The organism is Aestuariivirga sp. (assembly GCF_046294715.1).
Classification (GTDB): Bacteria; Pseudomonadota; Alphaproteobacteria; order Rhizobiales; family Aestuariivirgaceae; genus Aestuariivirga.
The window spans coordinates 119,757-140,586 of sequence record NZ_JBKBKI010000003.1 but is presented as its reverse complement, the minus strand read 5'-3'; the positions used below and the strand labels follow the sequence as shown (position 1 = coordinate 140,586).

General features: G+C 60.5%; 19 protein-coding genes. 9 read left to right on the top strand and 10 right to left on the bottom strand.

Features of this window, described 5'->3' with window-relative positions; genetic code table 11:
- Positions 1 to 43: 43 nt before the first annotated feature.
- Positions 44 to 1,117, bottom strand: coding sequence for a hypothetical protein (locus ACK4HL_RS03740; protein WP_409756696.1), 1,074 nt, complete (start codon positions 1,115 to 1,117; stop codon positions 44 to 46).
- Between the two features lie 510 nt (positions 1,118 to 1,627).
- Positions 1,628 to 1,861: a helix-turn-helix domain-containing protein gene (locus ACK4HL_RS03735; protein ID WP_409756750.1), complete on the bottom strand. Its 234-nt coding sequence runs from the start codon at positions 1,859 to 1,861 to the stop codon at positions 1,628 to 1,630.
- 65 nt (positions 1,862 to 1,926) lie between these two features.
- Here ACK4HL_RS03735 and ACK4HL_RS03730 point away from each other — a divergent pair, with 65 nt between their 5' ends.
- A complete protein-coding gene (locus tag ACK4HL_RS03730; RefSeq protein ID WP_409756695.1) occupies positions 1,927 to 2,436 on the top strand; it encodes a siphovirus Gp157 family protein in 510 nt (169 codons plus the stop codon).
- A gap of 2 nt (positions 2,437 to 2,438) precedes the next feature.
- Positions 2,439 to 3,503: a Rad52/Rad22 family DNA repair protein gene (locus ACK4HL_RS03725; protein ID WP_409756694.1), complete on the top strand. Its 1,065-nt coding sequence runs from the start codon at positions 2,439 to 2,441 to the stop codon at positions 3,501 to 3,503.
- 52 nt (positions 3,504 to 3,555) lie between these two features.
- Here the strand turns inward: ACK4HL_RS03725 and ACK4HL_RS03720 are convergent, their stop codons facing one another.
- Complete coding sequence (locus ACK4HL_RS03720; protein ID WP_409756749.1) at positions 3,556 to 5,562, bottom strand: glycosyltransferase family 39 protein; 2,007 nt, start codon at positions 5,560 to 5,562, stop codon at positions 3,556 to 3,558.
- Between the two features lie 217 nt (positions 5,563 to 5,779).
- Between ACK4HL_RS03720 and ACK4HL_RS03715 the strand changes: the two genes are divergently transcribed.
- Entirely contained in the window at positions 5,780 to 5,989 is a 210-nt protein-coding gene (locus ACK4HL_RS03715) for a hypothetical protein (protein ID WP_409756693.1), read from the top strand.
- Between the two features lie 39 nt (positions 5,990 to 6,028).
- Here the strand turns inward: ACK4HL_RS03715 and ACK4HL_RS03710 are convergent, their stop codons facing one another.
- Both ACK4HL_RS03710 and ACK4HL_RS03705 read right to left on the bottom strand, forming a co-directional pair.
- Positions 6,029 to 7,207: an MFS transporter gene (locus ACK4HL_RS03710; RefSeq protein WP_409756692.1), complete on the bottom strand. Its 1,179-nt coding sequence runs from the start codon at positions 7,205 to 7,207 to the stop codon at positions 6,029 to 6,031.
- A 273-nt stretch (positions 7,208 to 7,480) separates the two neighbouring features.
- Complete coding sequence (locus tag ACK4HL_RS03705; RefSeq protein WP_409756691.1) at positions 7,481 to 8,122, bottom strand: SagB/ThcOx family dehydrogenase; 642 nt, start codon at positions 8,120 to 8,122, stop codon at positions 7,481 to 7,483.
- A gap of 405 nt (positions 8,123 to 8,527) precedes the next feature.
- Between ACK4HL_RS03705 and ACK4HL_RS03700 the strand changes: the two genes are divergently transcribed.
- Positions 8,528 to 10,960: an arylsulfatase gene (locus ACK4HL_RS03700; RefSeq protein WP_409756690.1), complete on the top strand. Its 2,433-nt coding sequence runs from the start codon at positions 8,528 to 8,530 to the stop codon at positions 10,958 to 10,960.
- 18 nt (positions 10,961 to 10,978) lie between these two features.
- Here the strand turns inward: ACK4HL_RS03700 and ACK4HL_RS03695 are convergent, their stop codons facing one another.
- The 5 genes from ACK4HL_RS03695 to ACK4HL_RS03675 all read right to left on the bottom strand — a co-directional run bounded on the left by ACK4HL_RS03695 (position 10,979) and on the right by ACK4HL_RS03675 (position 15,376).
- The gene (locus ACK4HL_RS03695; RefSeq protein ID WP_409756689.1) at positions 10,979 to 11,683 is read right to left on the bottom strand and encodes a class I SAM-dependent methyltransferase; all 705 of its coding nucleotides are present in this window, start codon (positions 11,681 to 11,683) and stop codon (positions 10,979 to 10,981) included.
- An 86-nt stretch (positions 11,684 to 11,769) separates the two neighbouring features.
- A complete protein-coding gene (locus tag ACK4HL_RS03690; protein WP_409756688.1) occupies positions 11,770 to 12,717 on the bottom strand; it encodes a glycosyltransferase family 2 protein in 948 nt (315 codons plus the stop codon).
- A gap of 164 nt (positions 12,718 to 12,881) precedes the next feature.
- Positions 12,882 to 13,277 carry a GtrA family protein gene (locus ACK4HL_RS03685; RefSeq protein WP_409756687.1) on the bottom strand — a complete coding sequence of 132 codons (396 nt, stop codon included), beginning with the start codon at positions 13,275 to 13,277 and terminating at the stop codon, positions 12,882 to 12,884.
- A gap of 54 nt (positions 13,278 to 13,331) precedes the next feature.
- Positions 13,332 to 14,822, bottom strand: a complete 1,491-nt coding sequence (locus tag ACK4HL_RS03680; protein WP_409756686.1) for a hypothetical protein — start codon at positions 14,820 to 14,822, stop codon at positions 13,332 to 13,334.
- A 17-nt stretch (positions 14,823 to 14,839) separates the two neighbouring features.
- Positions 14,840 to 15,376 (bottom strand): prepilin peptidase, encoded by a 537-nt coding sequence (locus ACK4HL_RS03675; RefSeq protein ID WP_409756685.1) that lies wholly within the window; start codon positions 15,374 to 15,376, stop codon positions 14,840 to 14,842.
- 553 nt (positions 15,377 to 15,929) lie between these two features.
- Between ACK4HL_RS03675 and ACK4HL_RS03670 the strand changes: the two genes are divergently transcribed.
- The 5 genes from ACK4HL_RS03670 to ACK4HL_RS03650 all read left to right on the top strand — a co-directional run bounded on the left by ACK4HL_RS03670 (position 15,930) and on the right by ACK4HL_RS03650 (position 20,822).
- Entirely contained in the window at positions 15,930 to 16,145 is a 216-nt protein-coding gene (locus ACK4HL_RS03670; RefSeq protein WP_409756684.1) for a Flp family type IVb pilin, read from the top strand.
- 75 nt (positions 16,146 to 16,220) lie between these two features.
- The gene (cpaB, locus tag ACK4HL_RS03665) at positions 16,221 to 17,369 is read left to right on the top strand and encodes a Flp pilus assembly protein CpaB (RefSeq protein WP_409756683.1); all 1,149 of its coding nucleotides are present in this window, start codon (positions 16,221 to 16,223) and stop codon (positions 17,367 to 17,369) included.
- An 11-nt stretch (positions 17,370 to 17,380) separates the two neighbouring features.
- Positions 17,381 to 18,889, top strand: coding sequence for a type II and III secretion system protein family protein (locus tag ACK4HL_RS03660; RefSeq protein ID WP_409756682.1), 1,509 nt, complete (start codon positions 17,381 to 17,383; stop codon positions 18,887 to 18,889).
- Positions 18,870 to 19,187, top strand: coding sequence for a hypothetical protein (locus ACK4HL_RS03655; RefSeq protein WP_409756681.1), 318 nt, complete (start codon positions 18,870 to 18,872; stop codon positions 19,185 to 19,187). Before ACK4HL_RS03660 ends, ACK4HL_RS03655 begins: the two co-directional genes overlap by 20 nt.
- 51 nt (positions 19,188 to 19,238) lie before the next feature.
- Positions 19,239 to 20,822 (top strand): pilus assembly protein TadG-related protein, encoded by a 1,584-nt coding sequence (locus tag ACK4HL_RS03650; protein ID WP_409756680.1) that lies wholly within the window; start codon positions 19,239 to 19,241, stop codon positions 20,820 to 20,822.
- Positions 20,823 to 20,830: the final 8 nt, after the last annotated feature.

Below are 20,830 nucleotides of genomic sequence, written 5' to 3'. Positions count from 1 at the left end.
TCTCATCGGCGTTCGCTCCCTGACCGGGAGCAAGGCAAGATCCTCAGAACTTGCATGCCCTCTGCGAGCCCTCTGACATGGCGAGGCCGCAGGCATAGGCGTTGTCGATCTTTGCCTGGATGGCAGGATCATCGGGCAGCAGCCGCCTGACCTGCTCCTCCGCGGAAGAATGTTCGACCATCGTCACCGGAACGCCCATGGCCTTGGCCTCCGCGAGAAACGCGGGGTCGGCGAGGGTGGCTGTGAAAGCTGCCCGCAGTGCAGAAACATCCTCCTGCGGGAGCGAGGGCGCAGCCATGAAGGCGCGGCCCATGCCACGCGCCGCTCTTATGAAATCGACGACAGCCGGCGGTACATCCGGGAGCAGGAATGCTTCGAGCGTCCGGCCAGGATTCACCTCAGGAGGAAACGTCTCGCCCACGATCATGTAGAGGGATTGCACGTCGCCGGATTTAAGGAGGGGCACCAGTTCTGCGTCAACCGCGGCGGTGTAGAAGTCCGCATCGCCAACAAGTACGGCCTTGAGGCGTTCGGAGTTCTTGAAGCCCACCACGATCTTCGCCGGAATGCCGGTGACCGCGTTGAGTAGGACGCCCGCCGTCGCCTGTGTCGTTAGCATGTCACTTACCGGAAGTATGGGTTGTTTCGCGGACGCCCGCAACGCATTCGGTTCGACGGGCAGGCTCCGCCGGGCCACCATGATGAACGGCTCCTTCTCGACACCGGCAATCCACTGCGCCTTTCTCAGATCGTAAGCGACGCCCTCGCGCTTGTGACTCTGCGCGAATGCGACGTCGGGAGGCCGGACGAAGGCAACCGCGAGTGACCCCGCCGGCAGTGCGAAGAGATCACTGGTCACCTGGGCTCCGCTCAGCGTGTCATCGAAACGCGCGCGTATGGTTGTTTCCGGCAAATGCCGCTTGAGTGCATCGGAAAACACGCGCCAGAAATTTGCTCCGCCACCGGTGTTCGAGAACCCGACGAGCACGTCGAGAGTTCGGTTGCTAAGCCTTGACACCTCCGCGGAGCCCGCAGATCCCGAAAAGAAAATCCCGAAAACGGCAAGAAAAAAGACGAGAACCTGTCCTGCTCTGCGCATTGCCCTGTCCCCTTGCAAGCGGTGACGGACCCTAGCGCAGGCAGCTCGCTCAATACAACCGGACGCGCGCGGAGGGGGCACATGTACTGAACTGTAACGGCCGACACTGCCTGGACAAGAATTCGTGAGGTACGAGCACCTCCGCGGACTGCTTTATCGGTTAAAATTCAAGCATTTGGTACATTCTTCCAGACCTGGAGATTATGGACCGAGCGTGGAAAAGCCAAACGCAAAGACTATCTTATTGACAGACCGACGAGAGCTCCAGGCGTCGAGCCACTTGAGCATGGCGTAGTTTTGCGCAATCTTAACAAGCAGTTAACCGTCTTCACGCCTCGGGGGCAACTGTCTTGGCGCATCGGTAGCCGCTCTGCCGGAATGGTGTTCCCGAAATCCCGAAGACTGGATCAATCCGAATCTCAGGGTGCAGAGATGCCCAGCGCCGCCCAGTCATCCTCACTCTCCTCATTCGTTTAAGAAGAGAGAATTGGCGCCACGCCTTGAGGGCACCTGGTCTCCGCAGCTCTACTACTTCCAAAGCCTCACGCCCGGTCCATCACCAGGGCTGCCGATGAATTCGATGCCGGCTTCCTCGAAGACCCGCCGTAGCTCGGTAAGAGACTGAGTTCGGCTGGGCGGGATGTCGTCAAAGCCCTCGAGGCGCTGGATAGTATTCCGGGCGATCCCACTTCTCTCGGCTGTTTCAGCTGCCGACCAGTTCAAGAGCCCTCTGGCGGCGCGAATCTGACTACCAGTAATCACAATTACGCCGCATTTGCTGCGCAATATGCACAATAGAGAGGTTATTATGCACAACGGAGGGTCGATTGAACAACGGATTGGTACTCGTCCGCGAATACAACCGCTTCACCGAACTGCGCCGCCGCCTGCTCGAGGCCGACCCGGAGATCGACGAGACGACGCTGCTCGACACGCTGGAGGGCGCGACTGACCTGAACGAGGCGATCGGCGAGGTCATCCGCGCCGCGCTGGAGGAGGAGGCCCTCGCCGATGGCCTCCGGGCGCGGCTTGCCGTGATGCGCGAGCGCCTGGAGCGGATCGAGCTGGCCTCTGCCAAGAAGCGCGAGGTGGCCCAGGCGGTGATGGAGGATGCCGGCATCGAGAAGATCCTGGCGCCCGACTTCACTGTCTCGCTGCGGGTCTCGCCGCCCGGGGTGGCGGTGGTCAACGAGGCGGAGATCCCGGAGCAGTTCTGGATCCCCCAGGCCCCCAAGCTCGACCGCAAGGGGATCCTCGACGCCCTCAAGGCAGGCTCGCCCGTTCCCGGCGCCACGTTCTCGAATTCCAAGGTGTCCCTCGCCATCCGGACGAAGTAGCCATGACTTTCACCGCCTCGCAAGTCCGAAAGCTCCGATCGAAGCTCAAACCCCAGCATGTCAGGACCAGGGAGGCCGAGGGGCTCTCGCTGTCCTATCTGGAGGGCTGGCATGTCCTGGCCGAGGCGAACCGTATCTTCGGCTTCGACGGCTGGGACCGGGAGACCATCTCCAGCAACTGCGTGTGGACCAAGCAGGTCGCGGGCCGCTACTGTGCCGCCTACGTCATCAAGGTTCGTATCCGGGTGCGGGCAGGGGAGGCGGTGATCGTCAGGGAGGGGAGTGGGGCCGGCGAGTCCAACGCCACCACCCCCGGCCAGGCGCACGAGTTTGCCGCCAAGGCGGCCGAGACCGATGCCACCAAGCGGGCGCTGATGACCTTCGGCAATGCCTTCGGGCTCTCCCTCTACGGCGGAACGCTGGAGCCGCGTGGCAAGGCTCCCAGCTCAGAAGGCCCGCCGCCGGCGAGGGAAGTCGCTCCAGTGAAGGTCGTGGCTGAGGAGGCGCAGCCGCTGCCGCAGAAGATGCCGACCGCCGTCCCTGTGGCCGACCCCAGGCCAGATGTCCTGCCGGAGGCGGGCCTAGCTCCCCCGAGCGAGCCACGCCTCGCAACCGCTGAGACCGTCTCAGCGGAGGTCGCATCTGCGACGGAGGCCAAGGAGGCCGTGACCGACACGCCGGCGTGGCCCGAGATCAAGCCCCTCGAGGAGGCCGAGAGGCTCTCCCAAGAGTGCTCACAGCGCATCGACAAGGCCGAACTCACCCTCTCGGAGCCCCGCCGCATGCGCGACCTCGGCCACCTCGCCTTCGTCGCCTCGAAGCCCTGCCTGATCTGCGGCAGGAACCGCGCCCACGCGCATCACCTCAAGTTCGCCCAGCCGACCGCCCTGGGCCGCAAGGTCTCTGACGAGTTCACCGTTCCCCTCTGCTCAAACCACCACCGGGAACTCCACCAGCATGGCGACGAGCGCGCCTGGTGGGCCGCCCGCGGCATTGACGCGCTGAAGGTGGCGGCGGAGCTGTGGGGATCGCGGAGGAGGAGGATCGACGCGGCAGAGCCGGTGTGAGCTGCTGAACTGTGAGAAGTACGACCCTCACAGCACGGGCGGCAACGGGTACCTATTGATCAAGAGGCCCGTCGTACAGTCGGACCTGAGGTGCAAAGAACAGTACATACTGTTCATCTAGAGGGACGTCACTTTCAGTGTAGCGCGCATTCTGCAGCTGCGGAAAATGATCCCTCAGCAAGTCAACGATTTGCAGTTGATTGATATCGACGAAGAACGCGTAGGGGCGGTCACCCGGCAGGCTTTGCAGAAAGCCAACTGTCACTTCTTCAGCGGACAGGCTCACCAGTGGATGTAGATTGTTGCGAAGCAGATAGCCGAGGAAAGCACGCGGAACATGAACCTCGTGCTTCGGAGTTCCGACGAGATAGGTCTGGGTGTTCGGTGGGAGTTTCGCTGCACGCAGTGCAGCATCGACACCGTCGCCGAAGGGCTGAAAGGCACGGAACTGAATGTTGAACTGCTGAAGGTGGGGCCCGAAGTAGTAGCTGACTTGCATCAGCCCAATCGCCGCTGCCAGCCCCGCGGTGAGCCCACCCCGCAGCAAGATGCCTGTGCGAGTTCCAGAATTAGGGAAGATCAGCGGCAGAATATAACGAACCCCACTCGCGATCGACATTGCGAGGGCGGGGAGGACGATGATATGCCGGGTCGCAACCATCGAATCGCGTACTAGCAAGCCGTTCGCCAGTGCGGCAGCAGTGATCCACAGTACAAATAGCGAGGCGGGGTTTCTCCAGCGCAACACCAAATAGAACGCGCCCAGCAGGAAGACTCCAACCAGCGAAGTGATCACGAGCCCCTGCTGCCCGCCGTAGTAGTTCCCGTCGATCTCGGGAAGACGAATATAAAACAGAAAGGGCTGGCTCAGCCTTCGCATTGCCTGCGCAATCTCCGGCCCGCCAAAGCCGTCCGCCAGGAGTCCGAGCCAGTAGTCGGCTCCTAATCCCGATTCGCCCATCCGTCCGAACAGGGCTTTTCCCTGGGCGGCTGTGGTGTACAGGAAGGGCATCGCCGCAAGTAATGCAACCACGGCCATGATCAGCACTCCGCGCAGCTGGGTCCTGAACATCATGCGCGCTGCGGAGTATTCGGCAAACGCAAGCATGAGCCACCACGCGGCCGCAAGCGCCGGATAGAACAGGCGCCCGGCATCGTAAAAGTACTGGGTGAGACCCACGGCCACTCCCGCGAGTGCCCACGCGTTGCGGTTATTATACCGGATAGCGAGCGCCATGAAGAGTAGCATCAAGGTTCCGAAAACAGGATCGGCGATGCCGGCTAGCGCCAGTCTGCTGAAATGAACATGCGGCGGGAAGGTGGCCAGCACGAGCGCACCGATGAGTGCGGCCTGGCGATCCATCAGGATCCGGGCCAAACCCCATAGCGCCGCCACTGTCAGCGTTCCGGCGAATGCGCTGGTGATCCGCAATCCCGTGAAGTTGTGCCCGAAGTAGCCGCCGATATGGGTCTGCCAGTACGGATAGAGCCACGAGTAGGGGCTGAGACCGCTCATTTGCGAGAACAGTTTCAGCACAGGTCGATCCTCGACTGCCTGGATTGCATCCACCCAATGCGTCTCGTCGATGAGCCCCCGGACACTCGTCTCGAGCTGCCATGTACGTAGCAAGAACGCCAGCAGAAGAATGAGGAACAAGCACAATCCCTCAAGGGACCAGAGGGCATCCCGAAGGCGCGTCAGGCCGCGCAAGTCGAGACCACCGCCAAAACCCCACGCGACGAGTGCCAGCCCTGACGCAAACAAGGTAAACTGCAGGTGAGCCGGCACGGCGTTAAACACCTCGACCTGCAAGACCATGCCGTTCACTTCGCTCACGAGGCTCAGCAGCAATACGCCGCCTGCGGCGGGCAACCACTGTATACGGCCAAGGTTCAGTGGATTGACGGCCGGCAGCGGCAGGGCCGGCATTGCGGCAGTGCCGCGTGCAAGAATAAGTGCGGCACCCAGGGATGTGGCGCCAAGCACCATGAAGGAAAATGCCCAATCCAGATCATCTACCGGGTTCTCGCGCCGGAAGTGGAGGCTGCTCACCATCATCGAAACCACGGCGCAAATTGCGAGAACTCTTGCAAGAGGGGGCATGATCTCAGCGCCCTCGACGCTTGGAGGCCTTGGCAGTGACTGCTTCCCCGACGGACGCGGTCGCATCGAATTGTCCTCATCCTCCCACGATTATGGCCACACCTGTCGCGGAAATCCATGCCCGGCCTAGAGGCGGGCCGGACGCGATCCTACGCCTTGTTCTGGGGGGCGCTTGAAATGGGCAACCGGGGCGGAGGGGCTGTCCCGGGAGGGTTCGCAGCGCATCGACAAGGCCGCGCTCGCCCTCTCGGTGCCCCGCCGCATCCGTGACTTGGGCCACCTCGCCTTCGTGGCCTCCAAGCCCTGCCTGATATGCGGCCGCAACCGGGCCCCGGTAGAGTATCGGCACTGGCCCCAGAGGCTCACCACGCGCCCCTCCTAAACCGGCTCACTGCATCACGCGAGAGGGCGGCATGGAAAATTACTGGTTCGAGATGTCCTCCACCGTCGCCGTTACCTTGCCGGGGCGAAGGCAGGCTAGCGAGAGAACCGCGCCCAAGAGCCCCGTAATCACAGCGAGCCCGTGAGGGTCCCATCCTAACATCGCCACGCCGATGAACAGTGGGCCGGCCAGTGCTCCTGCTTCCCAAACCATGGTGAAGGCGGTGCTGGCGGCGGGGAGATCAGCTTCCGGAAAGCGGGTCCCGAGACCGGTCAGGCTCGCGGTGTAGATACCGCCAATGGATGCCCCCCATGCCAGCAGAAGCGGCCATGCCCCTAAGTTGGACACGACGGCGGTCGCCAAGACTAGGGAGATCAGGATTTGAACCATCCCCGTCGCCATCAGCACGCGGCGGGGGGAAAGGCGGTCGATTGCACGGCCGATCAGCGGCTGAGAGATCAGGCTGCCCACGCACATCGCGGTCACGAATCTCAGTGCGTCATCCGACCCGCGGCCCAGATGCATGGCATAGAGTGGAAAGAGGGCCAGAAGTGAGCCCCACGTTGCGCCATTGACAAAGCTGCCGATGTTCTCCGCCGGTGCCAGGCGAAGCACGGTACCCAAGGGTAGGGGCCTCTGGTGATCCGGCAGCTTCTTCATCTTCTGAGCCAGCGGCAGCGGAAGCCCACAGACGGCGTAGATCCCGGCGCAAACAACGAAACTTAAGTAGCCAGTTGTGCCAATCAGGCTCAACAGGAATGGACCGACGGCAAGCCCTGCGCTGAACACGGCAACATAGAGACCGAGGATGGTGCCGTGGCGCGGACCCGCTGCAAGGCTGTTGATCCAGGACTCACTTATCACCCACTGCAATCCGAGCGTGGCGCCCATCACCAGGCGCAGCAACGCCCAGATCCAGTAGCTATCAGTGAACGGGAAGATCAGCAGGCACAATATTGCCAGCGCTGTGCAGGCATAGAATGTGAACAGTGGACCGTGTCGCTTGAGGGCGATGGGAAAGCAGGCGCCGACAGCGAGGATTGCCATCGACGGCATGGCTGCCAGAAGGCCATTCCAGCCCGTGGAAAGGCCCGCCTCCTCGAGCCGAATGGAGATCAGGGGCGGCTGCATGGAGTTTCCGACGCCAATGATCGCCGCTGTGGCGATAACGGCGGCGAGACTTCTGATGTCCGGCACGGGATTGGCGTTCGAAGCCATGAAGACCTCCTGAGAGAGGGCAACTTCCGGGCGCACAGAGTCAACTGAGACCTAGCGGCATCGCATTCGGACCGAGTCTATAACGAGTGTTGTTAGCGAGAACCCTTCCTGGCAGCGGTAATGCGTCTGTCGTTGCCGCTCCCCGGCCAGAAAGACTTAGCACCACATAGCATTGCCCACCACCACCACTTAGGCGGGAGCGATGCTCAGGCTAGCCTGCAGGCAACACTTTGCCGTCCCTAGAGGACGGAAAGCTGAGGTGAGACGGTGTCTTCACTTCCTATAACCCACGGTTTGTGAGAGGAGGACCTGCTGGTCATGATCGAGGCCGAGTGCATCGGCGATGGCACGGCGATCGATCCAAGCCCGGATCACGGTCGATAGGCCGGCGCTGGCTGCGAACAGATAGACGTTCTGCGCGATGGCGCCGGCACAGGTGGCGGCAAAGAGCGGCCGGTTTTCGGCCGGGACCATGCCCATGCGGCGATGGTTGGCGACGAAGATGAGGTCAAGAGGCGCCTCGTCGACGAAGTCCTGATAGCCGGTCACCCGTCTGACATCCTGCCCGGCTACTAGGTTCAAGGCGTGGCTCGCGTGGTCGTAGAGGTAGGCACCCTCCGGAAGGGCCACATAGAGGTCGATCTCCTGCGCGTTGAGAGCGGAAGGCGCCGTGCGATGGCCGTCCGGGCGGTTCGTTCCCCAGGCGGCCCAGAGCAGGTTCGACAAAGCTTCTGAAGACAGGCGCCGCTCGCTGAACTCCCTCCCCGAGCGCCGCGCGGAGATGGCATCGAGGAGCGGCATGCCGCCAGTCACTTGCGGTGGCGGCAAGGCAGTATGCGGTGTGGCGGTGCCCTTGGCTGGCTCGGCCCGGAGGCGCCCCATCATGCCGAGCGCCAGTTTGGACAGCGTGCTCATTGCTCTCACTCCTCTGCGGATCACCGGCCTCAAGTGAGCCCAAGGGATCCAAATTCGTCAAGCGAGCTATACTTTTGCCTCCTCGCCTGCTGCAAAGCTGAAGCGGAGCGAACGGTGCTTCCTCACATTTGCAACGTGCCACAGCAACTGGCGAGTTACTGGTGCCGTCAAACTTTCGCCAGCCCCGTTTCGCGGGATAGTCGTACTCGTCGCCAAATCGGGGGCAGGTTCACCGGCATCAAGCGGAGTTGGTTGATGTCGATCAAGGCAGGGGTGCCTGAACACGTTAGATTTTCAGTTTATTTTTGAGCAGAAAGGAAGCAAGGCCGTGGAGGCGCTTTTCGTATTGCGAGGCACTGGTCTGCATGATGCGCATCTCGCTGATCAACATCGACCAGCTTCCCCATGCGATTGGCGATCGAACCGGCTTCGGGTTGCTTCCGGACACGCTCAATTTTCACGGACGAGGAGGGCGGGAATATGATTGCGCGAGTGATATCCCTGAAAGCAATGGCCGTACTTCTCCTCGCCACATTTCCCGTCGCTCCCGCTGAAGCTGCCGAGGAGATCGACCGCACAGTCCTCCCGATCACAGAGCCAGCCTTTAGGGGTGTGATGGGCGAGACAGTAAAGGACTCCGAACCAGACTTCCCAATGCCTGTCGTTGCGCCGGAAGGTGCGCCGAATGTCTTGATCATCCTCCTCGACGACACGGGTTTCGGGCACGCAAGCGCCTTCGGTGGCTCAGTCAGCACGCCCACCATGGAGAAGCTCGCGGAGGATGGTCTGCGCTACACCATGTTCCACACGACGGCGCTCTGCTCTCCCACGCGCGCCGCGCTGCTCACGGGCCGCAATCACCACAGTGTCGGCACCGGGGTTGTCATCGAAATGGGCACTGGATTCCCCGGCTATACCGGCATCGTGCCGAACACAACTGCGGCCCTGCCGGAAATCCTTCGTCAGAATGGCTACACGACCGCCGCCTTCGGCAAGTGGCACAATACCCCTGACACCGAGATCAGTCCGGCCGGGCCGTTCGACCGCTGGCCCACCGGCAGGACTTGGGGATTTGATTACTTCTACGGCTTCATGAACGGCGAGAACCATCAGTTCTATCCGACGCTCTACCGCAATACGTCACCTGTGCCCCAGCCCTACTCACCGGAACAAGGCTATCATCTTACCAACGATCTCGCTGATGAAGCCATCAGCTGGCTCAATCAGGTCAACGCCACGGCGCCGAAAAAACCCTGGCTGCTTTACTTCTCCACCGGCGCCGTCCACGCGCCACACCACACTCCCAAGGCCTACATCGAGAAGTACAAGGGCAAGTTCGACGAGGGCTGGGACAGGTATCGGGAGGAGACGTTCGCGCGCCAGCAGTCTATGGGGATCGTCCCTCAGACTGCGAAGCTCACGCCCCGGCCAGCGGAGATCCCCGCCTGGGGCGATCAGCCGGAGGATGCGAAGAAGATCTACCTTCGCCTGATGGAGAACTACTCCGGCTACCTCGACCACACCGACGAGCAAGTGGGGCGCGTCATCTCCGCCCTCGAGAAATCGGGAGAGATCGACAACACCATCATCTTCTACGTGGTGGGTGATAACGGCGCCTCCGCCGAGGGCGGTCTCGAAGGGACCATCAGCGAAGTCGCGGCTGTCAATGGCACGCAGCTCGGACTGCAGAGTCTCAAGGCCAAGTTCGAAGAGATTGGCGGCCCCACGACAGATCCGCACGTGCCGGTAGGTTGGGCGTGGGCAGTGAACACGCCCTTCCAGTGGGCGAAACAGATCGCTTCGCACTTCGGCGGCACCCGCAACGGGCTGGTCGTTCACTGGCCGAAGGGAATTGCCGCGAAGAACGGCATGCGCACGCAGTTCCATCACGTGATCGACATCGCGCCGACCGTCTTGGAGGCTGCAGGTATCCCCGAGCCCAAGATGGTCAACGGCGTGGCGCAGAAGGCCATCGAAGGCGTGAGCATGCTCTATTCCTTCGATGACGAGAAGGCGAAGTCACGCCGCACGGTTCAGTACTTCGAGATGCTCGGCAACCGCGCGATCTACAAGGATGGCTGGATCGCCTCCGCGCGGCACGGTCGCCTGCCTTGGGATACTGGCGGCACGACAGGCGCTTTCGCCGATGACAAGTGGGAGCTCTACGATCTGGAGAAGGACTTCACCCAGGCTGATGACCTCGCGCCCCAACATCCAGAGAAGCTGAAGGAGCTGCAGGGGGCCTTCCAGGTCGAGGCCAGAAAGTACAATGTCCTTCCCTTGGATGACCGGCTCGCCGCGCGCTTCGACATGACCCTCAGGCCCAACCCCCTGGCGGGAATTAAGTCCTTCAGCTACGGTCCTGGCGTGACAGGCATTGGCGAGGGTGCCTTCCTCAACACCCACCGCGTGCCGTTCAGTGTGACGGCCGAAGTGGATGTCACGGACGAGGGAAATGACGGCGTGCTTGCTGCCATCGGCGGCATCATCTCCGGCTGGTCCCTCTACGTGAAGGACGGAAAGCCGACATTCCACTACAACTACTTCGACGTGGAGCACACGGCGATCCGCTCCTCCGAGACCCTCACCCCTGGTAAATCCAAGATAACGGTGGAGTTCACGCCGGTGAGCCCGGCGCCCAACGCCGCCGCGGATGTGAAACTGCTCATTAACGGCAGGGAAGTCGCCACGGGCCGTGTCGAGAAGACAGTGCCATTCCGCTACGGGGTCGAACCCTTCGACGTCGGCATGGATACCGTCTCCCCCGTCTCGGATGAGTACAAGTCTCCCTTCCCGTTCCAGGGCCGCATCAGCGATGTCACGATCGATCTCAGGTAGCGGAGGCCCCGTAGTCGATCACAACCGCTTTTCGCATAGACACACGACCGTGAGACCGGCCACGCGGTTGGCACGCATCCACGTGCGCTCGAAAGAGAGAAGCAGAGCAAGTGCGGCGTTCATCCACCCTGGCAAGGGTTTCATGTCAGATCGGTCAGGCCTTACAAATCGGCGAGCCAAGCGGACTGCCGCGACAGGCGGCAGTATAGTGGCGAAGTAGTAGTGTGAACTGACCTCCGAAAGACCCGATGAACTTACCAGCTCTCGCACCTGCGAGCGTGAGTACCGTCTGCGGTGACCGAGATACTCGTCATGGGCGCTCCACAGAAACTCAAATGCCGGAACGGTGATCAGAAAGCGTGTTCCAGGTCTAGCTGTCTTCACATAGCCCGATAGCAATGCGACATCGTCATCGACGTGCTCGAGCACATCCATGAGTAGAACGAGATCGGCATCGTTTTGCTCCCAAGCCCTCCGATATAACAGGCTCCGACCCTCAACCAACTCGTCCCTGTCTTCCTGATAGCCGGGATCGACACAGATAGCCCGATCAGCGAGGTCACGCTTAAGGAGCCGACGACTGAACCAGCCTGACCCCGCACCGACGTCGAGAATACTTCGAGCACGGTCCGCAATATGCGCTTCAATCATCAGCGCCTTGGAAACGTAGTACCAGTGCCTATCTGCGGAGACTCCGAGGAAGGCTTCTTCCTTTAGATCCAATACTTTCTCCTGAGAATTTTCCTGCAGTGCACCGCCGATGCAGACACCGCGCGAGATGGAATGTTCGACATTCTAGAACCCGCTGATTAACGTGTCACAGCATTCCCGCCCTTCGTCTCGTCGGGAGGAGGCTTGAAATCACTCTCGTCGATAATATAGATCGGACGGCGTTTCACCTCTCTGTATACTCGGCTGAGGTACTCTCCGATAAGTCCAAGGCCAAGGAGCTGGATGCCTCCGAGGAACAATATGACGACCAGCGTTGACGCGTAACCCGGCACGTCGATCCCGAAGACGAGCGTCCGTGCGAGGATAAAAATTCCCCACAGTGCCGCTATGAATGAGAATGTCAGGCCGATTGCGGTCCATATCGTCAACGGTAGAGAACTGAAGCTCGTGAGCCCATCCATCGCAAACCGGAAAAGCCGCCAGTAACTCCATGTGGACTTGCCGCGAGCACGTTGTTCGCGATCATACGGGATGCCAATATGGCGAAACCCCACCCAGGCAAACAATCCCTTCATGAAGCGCTCACGCTCCGGAAGCCTTCTCACCGCCTCGACAACGTGCCGGTCCATCAAGCGGAAGTCACCGGCATCGACGGGTATGCTTGTGGCCGAGAATGCATTGAAGACGCTGTAGAACAAGAACGCTGTCAAGCGCTTGAAAAGTCCATCGCCTTTCCGGGAGCGGCGTGCGCCGTACACGACATGATAGCCGCGTTTCCACTGCCGCACGAATTCCGGGATAAGATGTGGCGGGTCCTGCAGATCGACATCCATGATGATCACTGCCTCGGCATCCGCGGCGTCCAGGCCCGCCGTGAGCGCCGCTTCCTTCCCGAAATTGCGGCTCAGCCTAAGAACGCTCACGGGTGTTCCCTGCGCCTCTAGTTTCCTGATTTCTGCGATAGTTCCGTCCTGACTGCCGTCATCGACAAATAGTATGGCGTAATTCTCGGTGCTGCTCCTCAGGACAAGCTCCACGGCGTGGATGAAGGCAGCAATGGAATGTTCTTCATTGTAGACGGGCACGATGATTGCGATTGTCGGTCGCGTGTCGGCGTGCTTATAGCTCGGTGTCGGGCTGCTCTCGCTTACTCCTCGCATTCTTCTCTCCCTTAGCGAAACTCGGCATCGGTCGGCCGACGACATGCCTAACCGGCGTGTGCTCCATTCGGATTGATCAAGAGCACTGATCAGACATCCCCGCCGAACACATATCGCTTGCTCATTAGGAAGGTGAGCATCACGTAAGTGATAACCGCCAACGCTTGTGCCACATAGTCGTTTACGCCAAGCGCAATCAGGCTCAACAAGATGGTCATGTTGGCGGCATATCCGGTAATCGTCACGCCCATAAAGGCCGCCAGTCCCTTTCCGTGGCCAACCTTGCTGCGGAATGTGAAATTCCGGTGCAGCATATAGCCTGTCACGTAGCCGATAAGGAAGCCCACGACGTTTGCCGCTGCGGGCGCCATAGCAAGACCGGCCATTGCTATAACGATGACGCCGAAGCCAATAACGGTGTTGAGTGCGCCGGCTGCGCAGTAGCGGAGAATGAGCCGCAGGTCAATGTGCGCAAGCCGAAACAAGGAACTGTCCTCTCGGCGGTAGAACGCGGGAAGAGCCGTCCGCCCACGCGTCATTCATTGCGTCAGATCTTCCACGCGGCGATGAATAACCGTGAACTTGTCCTCGAAGGCACGTTTCCACCCAGGCAGTTTGTCGAGCAATGCAGTCCGGGGATCGTCTGGGTACAGGAGCGTCCAACGGATATTGTATTTCCGCAGGGCTTCTATCATGTCCGCTTCGTTGTCGGGGCCGTATGCAAACTGTTTGGTGAACCCCCCGAGGAACAACTGGTCCGCGCGGCCGTCGATAAAAGTCGGAATGCCGTTGTAGATCAAGGCGCCGCCGTAATTATAGGCATTCATCACGTTGCCGGACACCTTCTTCGATTTCACGTAGGCTAAGGCGGTGGTGGCCGCAATTGACTCAGGCGGTGCGGTCGGGAGAACGAAGGCCTGTAGAGCGGCCATCACCGCGAGCAGCGCCGCCAGGCCCGCGATGATCGACTTGAAGTGCCAGCTCGCCATGTGCTCGAGTCTGTCACGCGGTTGCGCCCGCCAGTGGGCCGCCGAGAGCCGCGGAAACTGCGCCGCAATTGCAGGCGCGACGACGATCGGTAGGGTTGGAAACATGATGTAGGCGTATCGCAAGTGGGTCAGAAACAGGTGCAGCATCACCGCGATGAAGAGCGCGCGCGCGATACCCAGGCGAAATCCGGACACGAGGGACATAAAGACCAGCCCCAGCAACGCGAACTCATGCACCATGAGTGACTGCGCGTTGAAGGGTTGCCATTCGCCGATCAGCGGAACCGCCTCATTTGGTCCAACGACGCTCCAAGTGATGAGAATGGCCTGATATGAATAGGGATTGAGGAGTGTCACTGTCGGGCACAACGCCAAGAAGGCGACCCATCTGAGGAGCATTTCTCGACGTGTAAGTCGCGTCCGCTCCAAGAAGTCGAGGAAGGCGAAGAGGGCGATGACGAAGCCAAAAGTGAAGGCGGCGTGCAGGTTGGCCCACAGGAGAAGCAACAGGAGCCAGCCGAAGGCGGGCGCCTCCCGCCGCTGCGATGCTGCAAAAAGTTGGTGCGTCCAGATGACCACCAGCACCATTGTCAGCAGGTGAGGCCTTGCGCTCATAGCAGGGCTGGCGAGCAGCAGGGCAACCAGTGTCACGCACCCCGCAAGGATTGGCCGCAAGTCTTCTGAAAGAAACTTGTAGAGTGCTGCTGCTGCCAGCGCGACGGATGCGGCGGCGAGCACCATCACGCCGTTCCACCCGGCAAGGCTGTGAACCGCGAAGTAGATGACCTGCGAGAGCCACTCCTTGGCGATCCATGGCTGGTCGGCGAAGGTGAAGGAAAACGGGTCGGTGGTAGGGAAGGCTCCATGTTCCCACATCCACTCACCGGTCTTGATGTGCCACCAGAGGTCGGGCTCCCGGAGGACCGTTTCGCGAATGGCGATGGTCCCCAGGGCGCTATAGAGTGCCACCAGACAGCCGAGGACAATTCGCGCGTGATCCGTGGTTCGGTCGTTGTTTCGATCAGTCGTCAGCGTATCCAAGGTGAAGACCTGCTTTGCTAGAAGCCGAAGATCTTGGGGATCATGATGAGTGCTGCCATCCCGATGGGAAAGCCATATGGGAGTTCATTCACCTGCAGCTTGGCGAAGAGTTGCTTGGCGAACATCGGCAGGCGCGCGCCTTGCACCAGAAAGCCCCAGGTGCCGAGCAGCTTGAGGACTAGCACGAAGCCGATGGCCAGCCCCGTGAGCAGAATGATGAAGGGGAGGGCCGCAGCCGGTCCCATCCACAGCGATGTGGCAGTGAGGTATTTCACGTCGCCGCCGCCGATGTAGCGGAGCTTCCAGAAGACGGCGGAGACCACGAAGACGATCAGCGCAGTGCTGAAGTTGAAGACGAGGGGGGGAAGCCGCAACTCCAGGCTGGGGAGGTAGGGGGTGTCGAGCCAGCCCAAAAATGCGTGAACCCCGAAGAGCAGCACCAGCGCGTAGGACACCCAGTTGGGGATGCGGAAGCGCGTAAGATCGCTCAGCGCACCATGGACCACCAGGAATGCGAAGCCGAAGGGAATGACCCACTGCGTCAGATGCAGCATCTTGCCTCCTGAACCTGTCGCGCCCGAGCGCGCCGTTACCTTCTACTGACACAGTAATCGTTTACACGTGGCAAAAGCAGAATCCCAAGCGACTCAGGTGTGCTTGCCGTTACGGAAAGCCGCCTGTGGTATTCTCGCCACTTTTTTGGCCGATTTGCGCCCTCTGCTGACGGAAAGAAAACATTACTAAAAATTGCGCGAATGCCTCAGAATTCTTCGACAAAGTTGAAGTATTGGGACGGATTTACCATAGCCGAAAGATGTCTTTATCTTGCCCAGGAAATTGAGTTGCAGGCCGACCTGAAGGGTAGTTGTAGTCGATTGTGAAACAGCGCCCTCTTTTTGACATTGTGTTTACTTCGATTGAACCGCAGTTCGGAGGCAATACTAGGGTGTGCCAGTTGGACAGTGGAACTACCTAATGCTAAGTTAATCGCTAGGTAGAAACCCGAAGCATTCAGGTGGCGGAACAAGCCCCTGTAGATAGGGAGGGGGTCTCCCGGGAGCGCGAAGTTCCCGTGTTAGTAACTGGAAACAGACAGGGATTGTAGCCATGAAAACGATTGTGTCTTTCTTCCTCGCTCTTCATAAGGACGAAAGCGGGGCCTCCTTTATCGAATATACAGCGCTGCTGGGTGTCATCCTTGCCGTTGGTATTGGAATTCTTGTGTCGGTCGGAACGTGGGCGAGCGGCACCTGGAGCGCGCTCTGCAGCACGCTGGGTTCCGCTGGTGGTGTTGCCTGTACTCCTCCGCCGGCCACACCGTAAATGCGCCATTGTGGCCTGCCGCATAGCAGCGGCAGGCCGCAGTGCCTTAAACGATAGAATTCAGGATCGGAACTCGTGATAGCAATACGCCGCGGCACCTTGGTAACGCTCCTGATTGCCCTCGTCTTCGGGGGCATTGCCGTTTTCATCGCCAAGATTTGGCTCGATGTGCAGCAGCAGAGGGCGGCTGTGGTTGCCGTAACGCCGCAGCCGGCGAAGGTGGAAACGTCCACCATCGTTGTCGCCACGCAGGACCTGAAATTCGGCGAGCCGTTGAACCCCGAGTTGCTGCGGGAAATTCCCTGGCCCAAGGATTCCGTGCCGCAAGGCGCCTTCGCAAAGGTCGCGGACATCAACAAGGAAGGCCGCCGCGTGGTGCTCTCGCCCATTGGCCCCAACGAGCCCGTTCTCGCCTGGAAGATTTCCGGCCCCGGCGCCCGCGCCAGTCTCTCGGCCCTCGTGAATGAGGGAATGCGCGCCGTCACCGTGCGCGTGAACGACTATTCCGGCGTCGCAGGCTTCGTCCTGCCGGGAGACAGGGTGGACGTGCTCTACACCCGCGAGGAGGGCGATGCCACGATCGACATCCTGCTTCAGAACGTGCGGGTTCTCGCCATCGATCAGGTGGCCGACGAAAAGAAGTCCGATCCACAGGTCGCCCGCGTCGCCACGCTGGAACTGACACCCACCGATGCACAGAAGGTGTCCCTGGCGCAGTCAACCGGCGCCCTCACGCTGACGCTCCGCGCCGCAGGCTCGCTCGATCAGGCGCCGCCGCAGCGTATCGTGGAGCAGGAGCTCGTCTCCAACCCCTCCGTCTACCAGGCTGCCTTCGATGCTCAGGCAGAAGCTCAGGCCGCGCTCGACCAGAAGGTGAAAGGTCTCGAGGGAACGCTGCTCCAGAGGCTCGCGGCGCTCGAGAACACCGTGCAGATGACGGCCAAGGCCACGGGTGAGGGCGAGGAGACGCTGCGCAGCAGGCTTGCCGAACTCGAGGCGGCGATCCGCGAGGCGAGCTCCGCGACCGGCCAGGGCGAAGAGGCTCTGCGCTCTCGCCTCGCTGAATTTGAGAACCGGCTGCGGCAGATGGTAGGCGAATCCCGGAATGTCGCGCTCGAGGCGGCGCCCAGCGAGGAATTGCTGCCCACCACCGCGCAGGTCAGAATTTACCGCGGCCTCGATAGCGCCGACTACACCGTTCCCCTGGATGCGAACCCCCAATGACCGAGCGAGTGATGAAAGCCAGCGAAGAGAACAGCGGCCTCGGTGCCCTGCGGAGAATTGGGACGGGGGCGGTTTTCGCCCTCCTTGCAGCTTCGGCCATCCTCTCCTGGCAGCCCCGCGCGGAGGCGGCCGCCAAGGTCGTCAAGATCTCCGCGGATGACCGTGTGGGGCGCATGCAGGTGGTGACCGGCCGCTCCGAGACGCTCAGGGTCAACGTTCCCTTCGCCGAGATCGTGGTGGGTGATCCCGAGACGGCTGACGTCAATCCCCTGAGCGACCGCACCATGTATGTGCTGGGCCGCAAGCTCGGCACTACTAACGTCACGTTGTTCGATGATCAGAAGCAGCTCGTCGCCGTGATCGACATCGAGGTGACGCATGATCTGTCGGGTCTTCGCGAGGCCCTGAAGCAGAGCATTCCCGGCGCGTCGCTCAAGGTGCGCAGCATCAACGGCCGCGTCCTGATCGAGGGCATGGTGCCGAGTGCCCCCGCCGCTGCCAAGGCCATGGCCATCGCGGGTGATTTCGCGGGCGACAACGTCACGAACGGAATGTCGATCGCCTCCATGCAGCAGGTGAACCTCGAAGTTCGCATGGTGGAGGTCGCCCGCTCCGCCGGCAAGGAGCTGGGCTTCAACTGGAATCTCACGAATGACGGCAATGGCTTCGCCCAGGGCGTCGGGGTCAACAAGTGGGTGAAGGAACAAAAGGGCTCGAATGGCGGAGAAGAGAGCGCCGTCAGCACCGTGGCCCAGCTCGGCGCCGTGGCGGGCGGGCTCTCGGGCGTGCTTCCCTTCGGTACCATCATCGCCAATATTCTCGACAACGGTACCTCGCCCGATCTGCTGATCTCGGCTCTGGAGCAGCGCAACATGGCCCGCCGCCTGGCGGAGCCGAACCTCACGGCGCTGTCGGGCGAGTCGGCCAACTTCCACGCTGGCGGCGAGGTTCCCGTGCAGACCTGCCAGGGCACGCTGGCTGATCGCGACTGCAGCGTCGACTACAAGGAATTCGGCGTGAAGCTCGACTTTACACCGACAGTACTCGATGACGGTCTCATCAATCTCCTCATCGCGCCGGAGGTCTCCGAGATCGACCCCTCGATCAACATCGATGGCAACCCGGGTTTCGTCACGCGCCGCGCCAAGACGAGCGTCGAACTGCGCGACGGCCAGAGCTTCGCCATCGCCGGCCTGCTGCAGAGCCTCAACGCCAAGACGGCGAGCCAGGTGCCCTGGGCGGGAGATATCCCGGTGATCGGCACGCTGTTCCGCTCATCTGCCTTCCAGAAGAAGGAGTCGGACCTCGTCATCATCGTCACGCCGCGCCTCGTCAGGCCGGTGGGCACGAAGCAGCAGCTCGAGACTCCGCTCGACGAGATGGTCTCCTCCAACGAGCCGGAATTCTTCCTGCTCGGCAAGCAGGAGGTGTCCAAGAAGAGCCTCGACGTGAAATACAACGGCGTTTACGGCCACATCATCGATCTTCCGCAGGTGAATTATGGCGCTCCGCAGAAATAGCCTCATCCTCGCAGTGCTGGCCCTCGGAGGCTTCACCTCTGCGGCCTTCGCGGAGGATTACAACTACAACTACCTGGGGCGGAGCGACTCCGTCACCATCGGTCTCGGCGACGCCAACCGCGCCAACCTGGCGATCCAGCATCCCACACCCTGGCCCTCCTATGTGAACGACACGAACATCAAGACGCCATCGCGCCAGGGCATCGGCGCGCTGGAGCAGATGTTCAACCGCTACGAAGGCGGCAATCAGGCCAGCCCCACCACCGTCATCAATGTCGGTGGCGGCGGCTCGAATTGATGTGAGGTGCGTTTCATGCAGGACGGGAAGGGGAGGACCGGGAGGATCGCCGTGAAGACTTCGCTCCATGCCGACCAGTCAGGCATGGTGCTGATCTACGTCACCTTGTTGCTCCCGGTCATCGTGGGCTTCGCGCTTCTGGCCGTGGATGTTGGTCGTTTCACCACGCTCCAGTCTTCCCTCCAGCATGGATCGGACGCTTTGGCGCTGGCGGGTGCGGCGGAACTCGACAGGCGTCCAGACGCCATCACGCGCTCGGAATCCGCGATGAACACCTTCATCACCCGGAACAAGGCGCTGTTCACCTCGTCCGCCGCTGATGTCGGTTGGGACGATGTCGAGACCTGCTATCTCTCGGCGCTTCCGGCGAGCGATGCGACGCCCATTGACCCCGCCACCTGCCTCCCGCGTGGCACGGCCGCGGAAATCGAAACCTCCTCGATTGCAGCCCGCTTCGTGCAGGTGATCGTCGATCCAAAGAATTACGACACGATCTTCCCGGCCAGCTTCATCGGCGCCCTTTCGAACACCACGAGCACCAGTGCGGAGGCCGTCGCCGGTTTCCAGGCGGCGGTGTGTGATTTTACAACGATGTTTATTTGTAATCCGTACGAAGAGTCCGGAAACACTAACATCACAGAGGCAACGGAATTAATGAAGCATTTTAACCGGGAGAACGGACGTCTCGGAAGATTAATCAATATGAAACAGACTGGCGGCAATAACGCTCAGTATTTTCCCGGCAATTTTGGGTTTCTCATTCCCGCAGGCACGAGCGCTAATCCGGGCGCAGATACGCTAAGAGACAATGTAGCCGTGGTCTCTCCAAAGGCGTGCTTTCTCGCCAGCGGCGTAGAACTTAGAACTGGCGCAATAACAGCAATACGCACAGGTTTTAACGTGAGGTTTGACCTCTATGAAGGTAAACTGAACGGAAAAAAGTCTCATACCGATTATCGCCCAGCGAAGAACGTCCGAAAAGGAGTTTGGAACGACGGCGGCAAGGGCTCTGCCTGCAATCCAGATGACGGAAACGGCGTTGACGACCCCAATTTTTCAAAGCTGTCTCGAGATACCTGTTTTGCCAGCAGTTCCTGTCCCTACATGGGGGGGAGGATGGGCGACGGTAGCTGGGACCGAGCAACATATTGGAAGCGGGCGCACAATCAAGCTTCCTGGCCATCTGATCTGCCGAGCGACGCAACACGATATGAAGTTTACCAGTATGAACTGAAAAGCGAAGCGACTCTTGTAAAAAATGACTCTAACGGCGCACCTAACGGGGGCGAATACGGAAATCCTCGTTGCTGGAATGGAGACCAAAGCAAACTCAGCAATACTCCAGATAGACGTATTTTTCATGCAGCAATCCTTAATTGCCAAGCACTGAATGCAAGCTCTGCCTACGGACCCATCAAGGGCGGTAGCAGCAACAAGCTGCCAGTTGTGGCCTTTGCAAAATTCTTCATTACCGAACCAGTGCAAAGCGCCAATGCCGCGAACAATGGCAAAGATCCTGATCGCAAGTCAGATGAAACAGTGGCAGATGGAGACGTTTGGGCCGAAATGGTTGGGATTGACCAGCCCGGAAGCGCCGACAATGTGGCACGCGATATTGTTCAGCTCTACCGATGACAAGGCGC

Coding starts and splice junctions, on each gene's coding strand:
- ACK4HL_RS03725 (WP_409756694.1), top strand. CDS start 2,439: ATGACTTTCACCGCCTCGCAAGTCCGAAAGCTCCGATCGAAGCTCAAA.
- ACK4HL_RS03720 (WP_409756749.1), bottom strand. CDS start 5,562: ATGATGGTGAGCAGCCTCCACTTCCGGCGCGAGAACCCGGTAGATGAT.
- ACK4HL_RS03710 (WP_409756692.1), bottom strand. CDS start 7,207: ATGGCTTCGAACGCCAATCCCGTGCCGGACATCAGAAGTCTCGCCGCC.
- ACK4HL_RS03705 (WP_409756691.1), bottom strand. CDS start 8,122: ATGAGCACGCTGTCCAAACTGGCGCTCGGCATGATGGGGCGCCTCCGG.
- ACK4HL_RS03700 (WP_409756690.1), top strand. CDS start 8,528: ATGCGATTGGCGATCGAACCGGCTTCGGGTTGCTTCCGGACACGCTCA.
- ACK4HL_RS03675 (WP_409756685.1), bottom strand. CDS start 15,376: ATGCTGCATCTGACGCAGTGGGTCATTCCCTTCGGCTTCGCATTCCTG.
- ACK4HL_RS03670 (WP_409756684.1), top strand. CDS start 15,930: ATGAAAACGATTGTGTCTTTCTTCCTCGCTCTTCATAAGGACGAAAGC.
- ACK4HL_RS03660 (WP_409756682.1), top strand. CDS start 17,381: ATGAAAGCCAGCGAAGAGAACAGCGGCCTCGGTGCCCTGCGGAGAATT.
- ACK4HL_RS03655 (WP_409756681.1), top strand. CDS start 18,870: ATGGCGCTCCGCAGAAATAGCCTCATCCTCGCAGTGCTGGCCCTCGGA.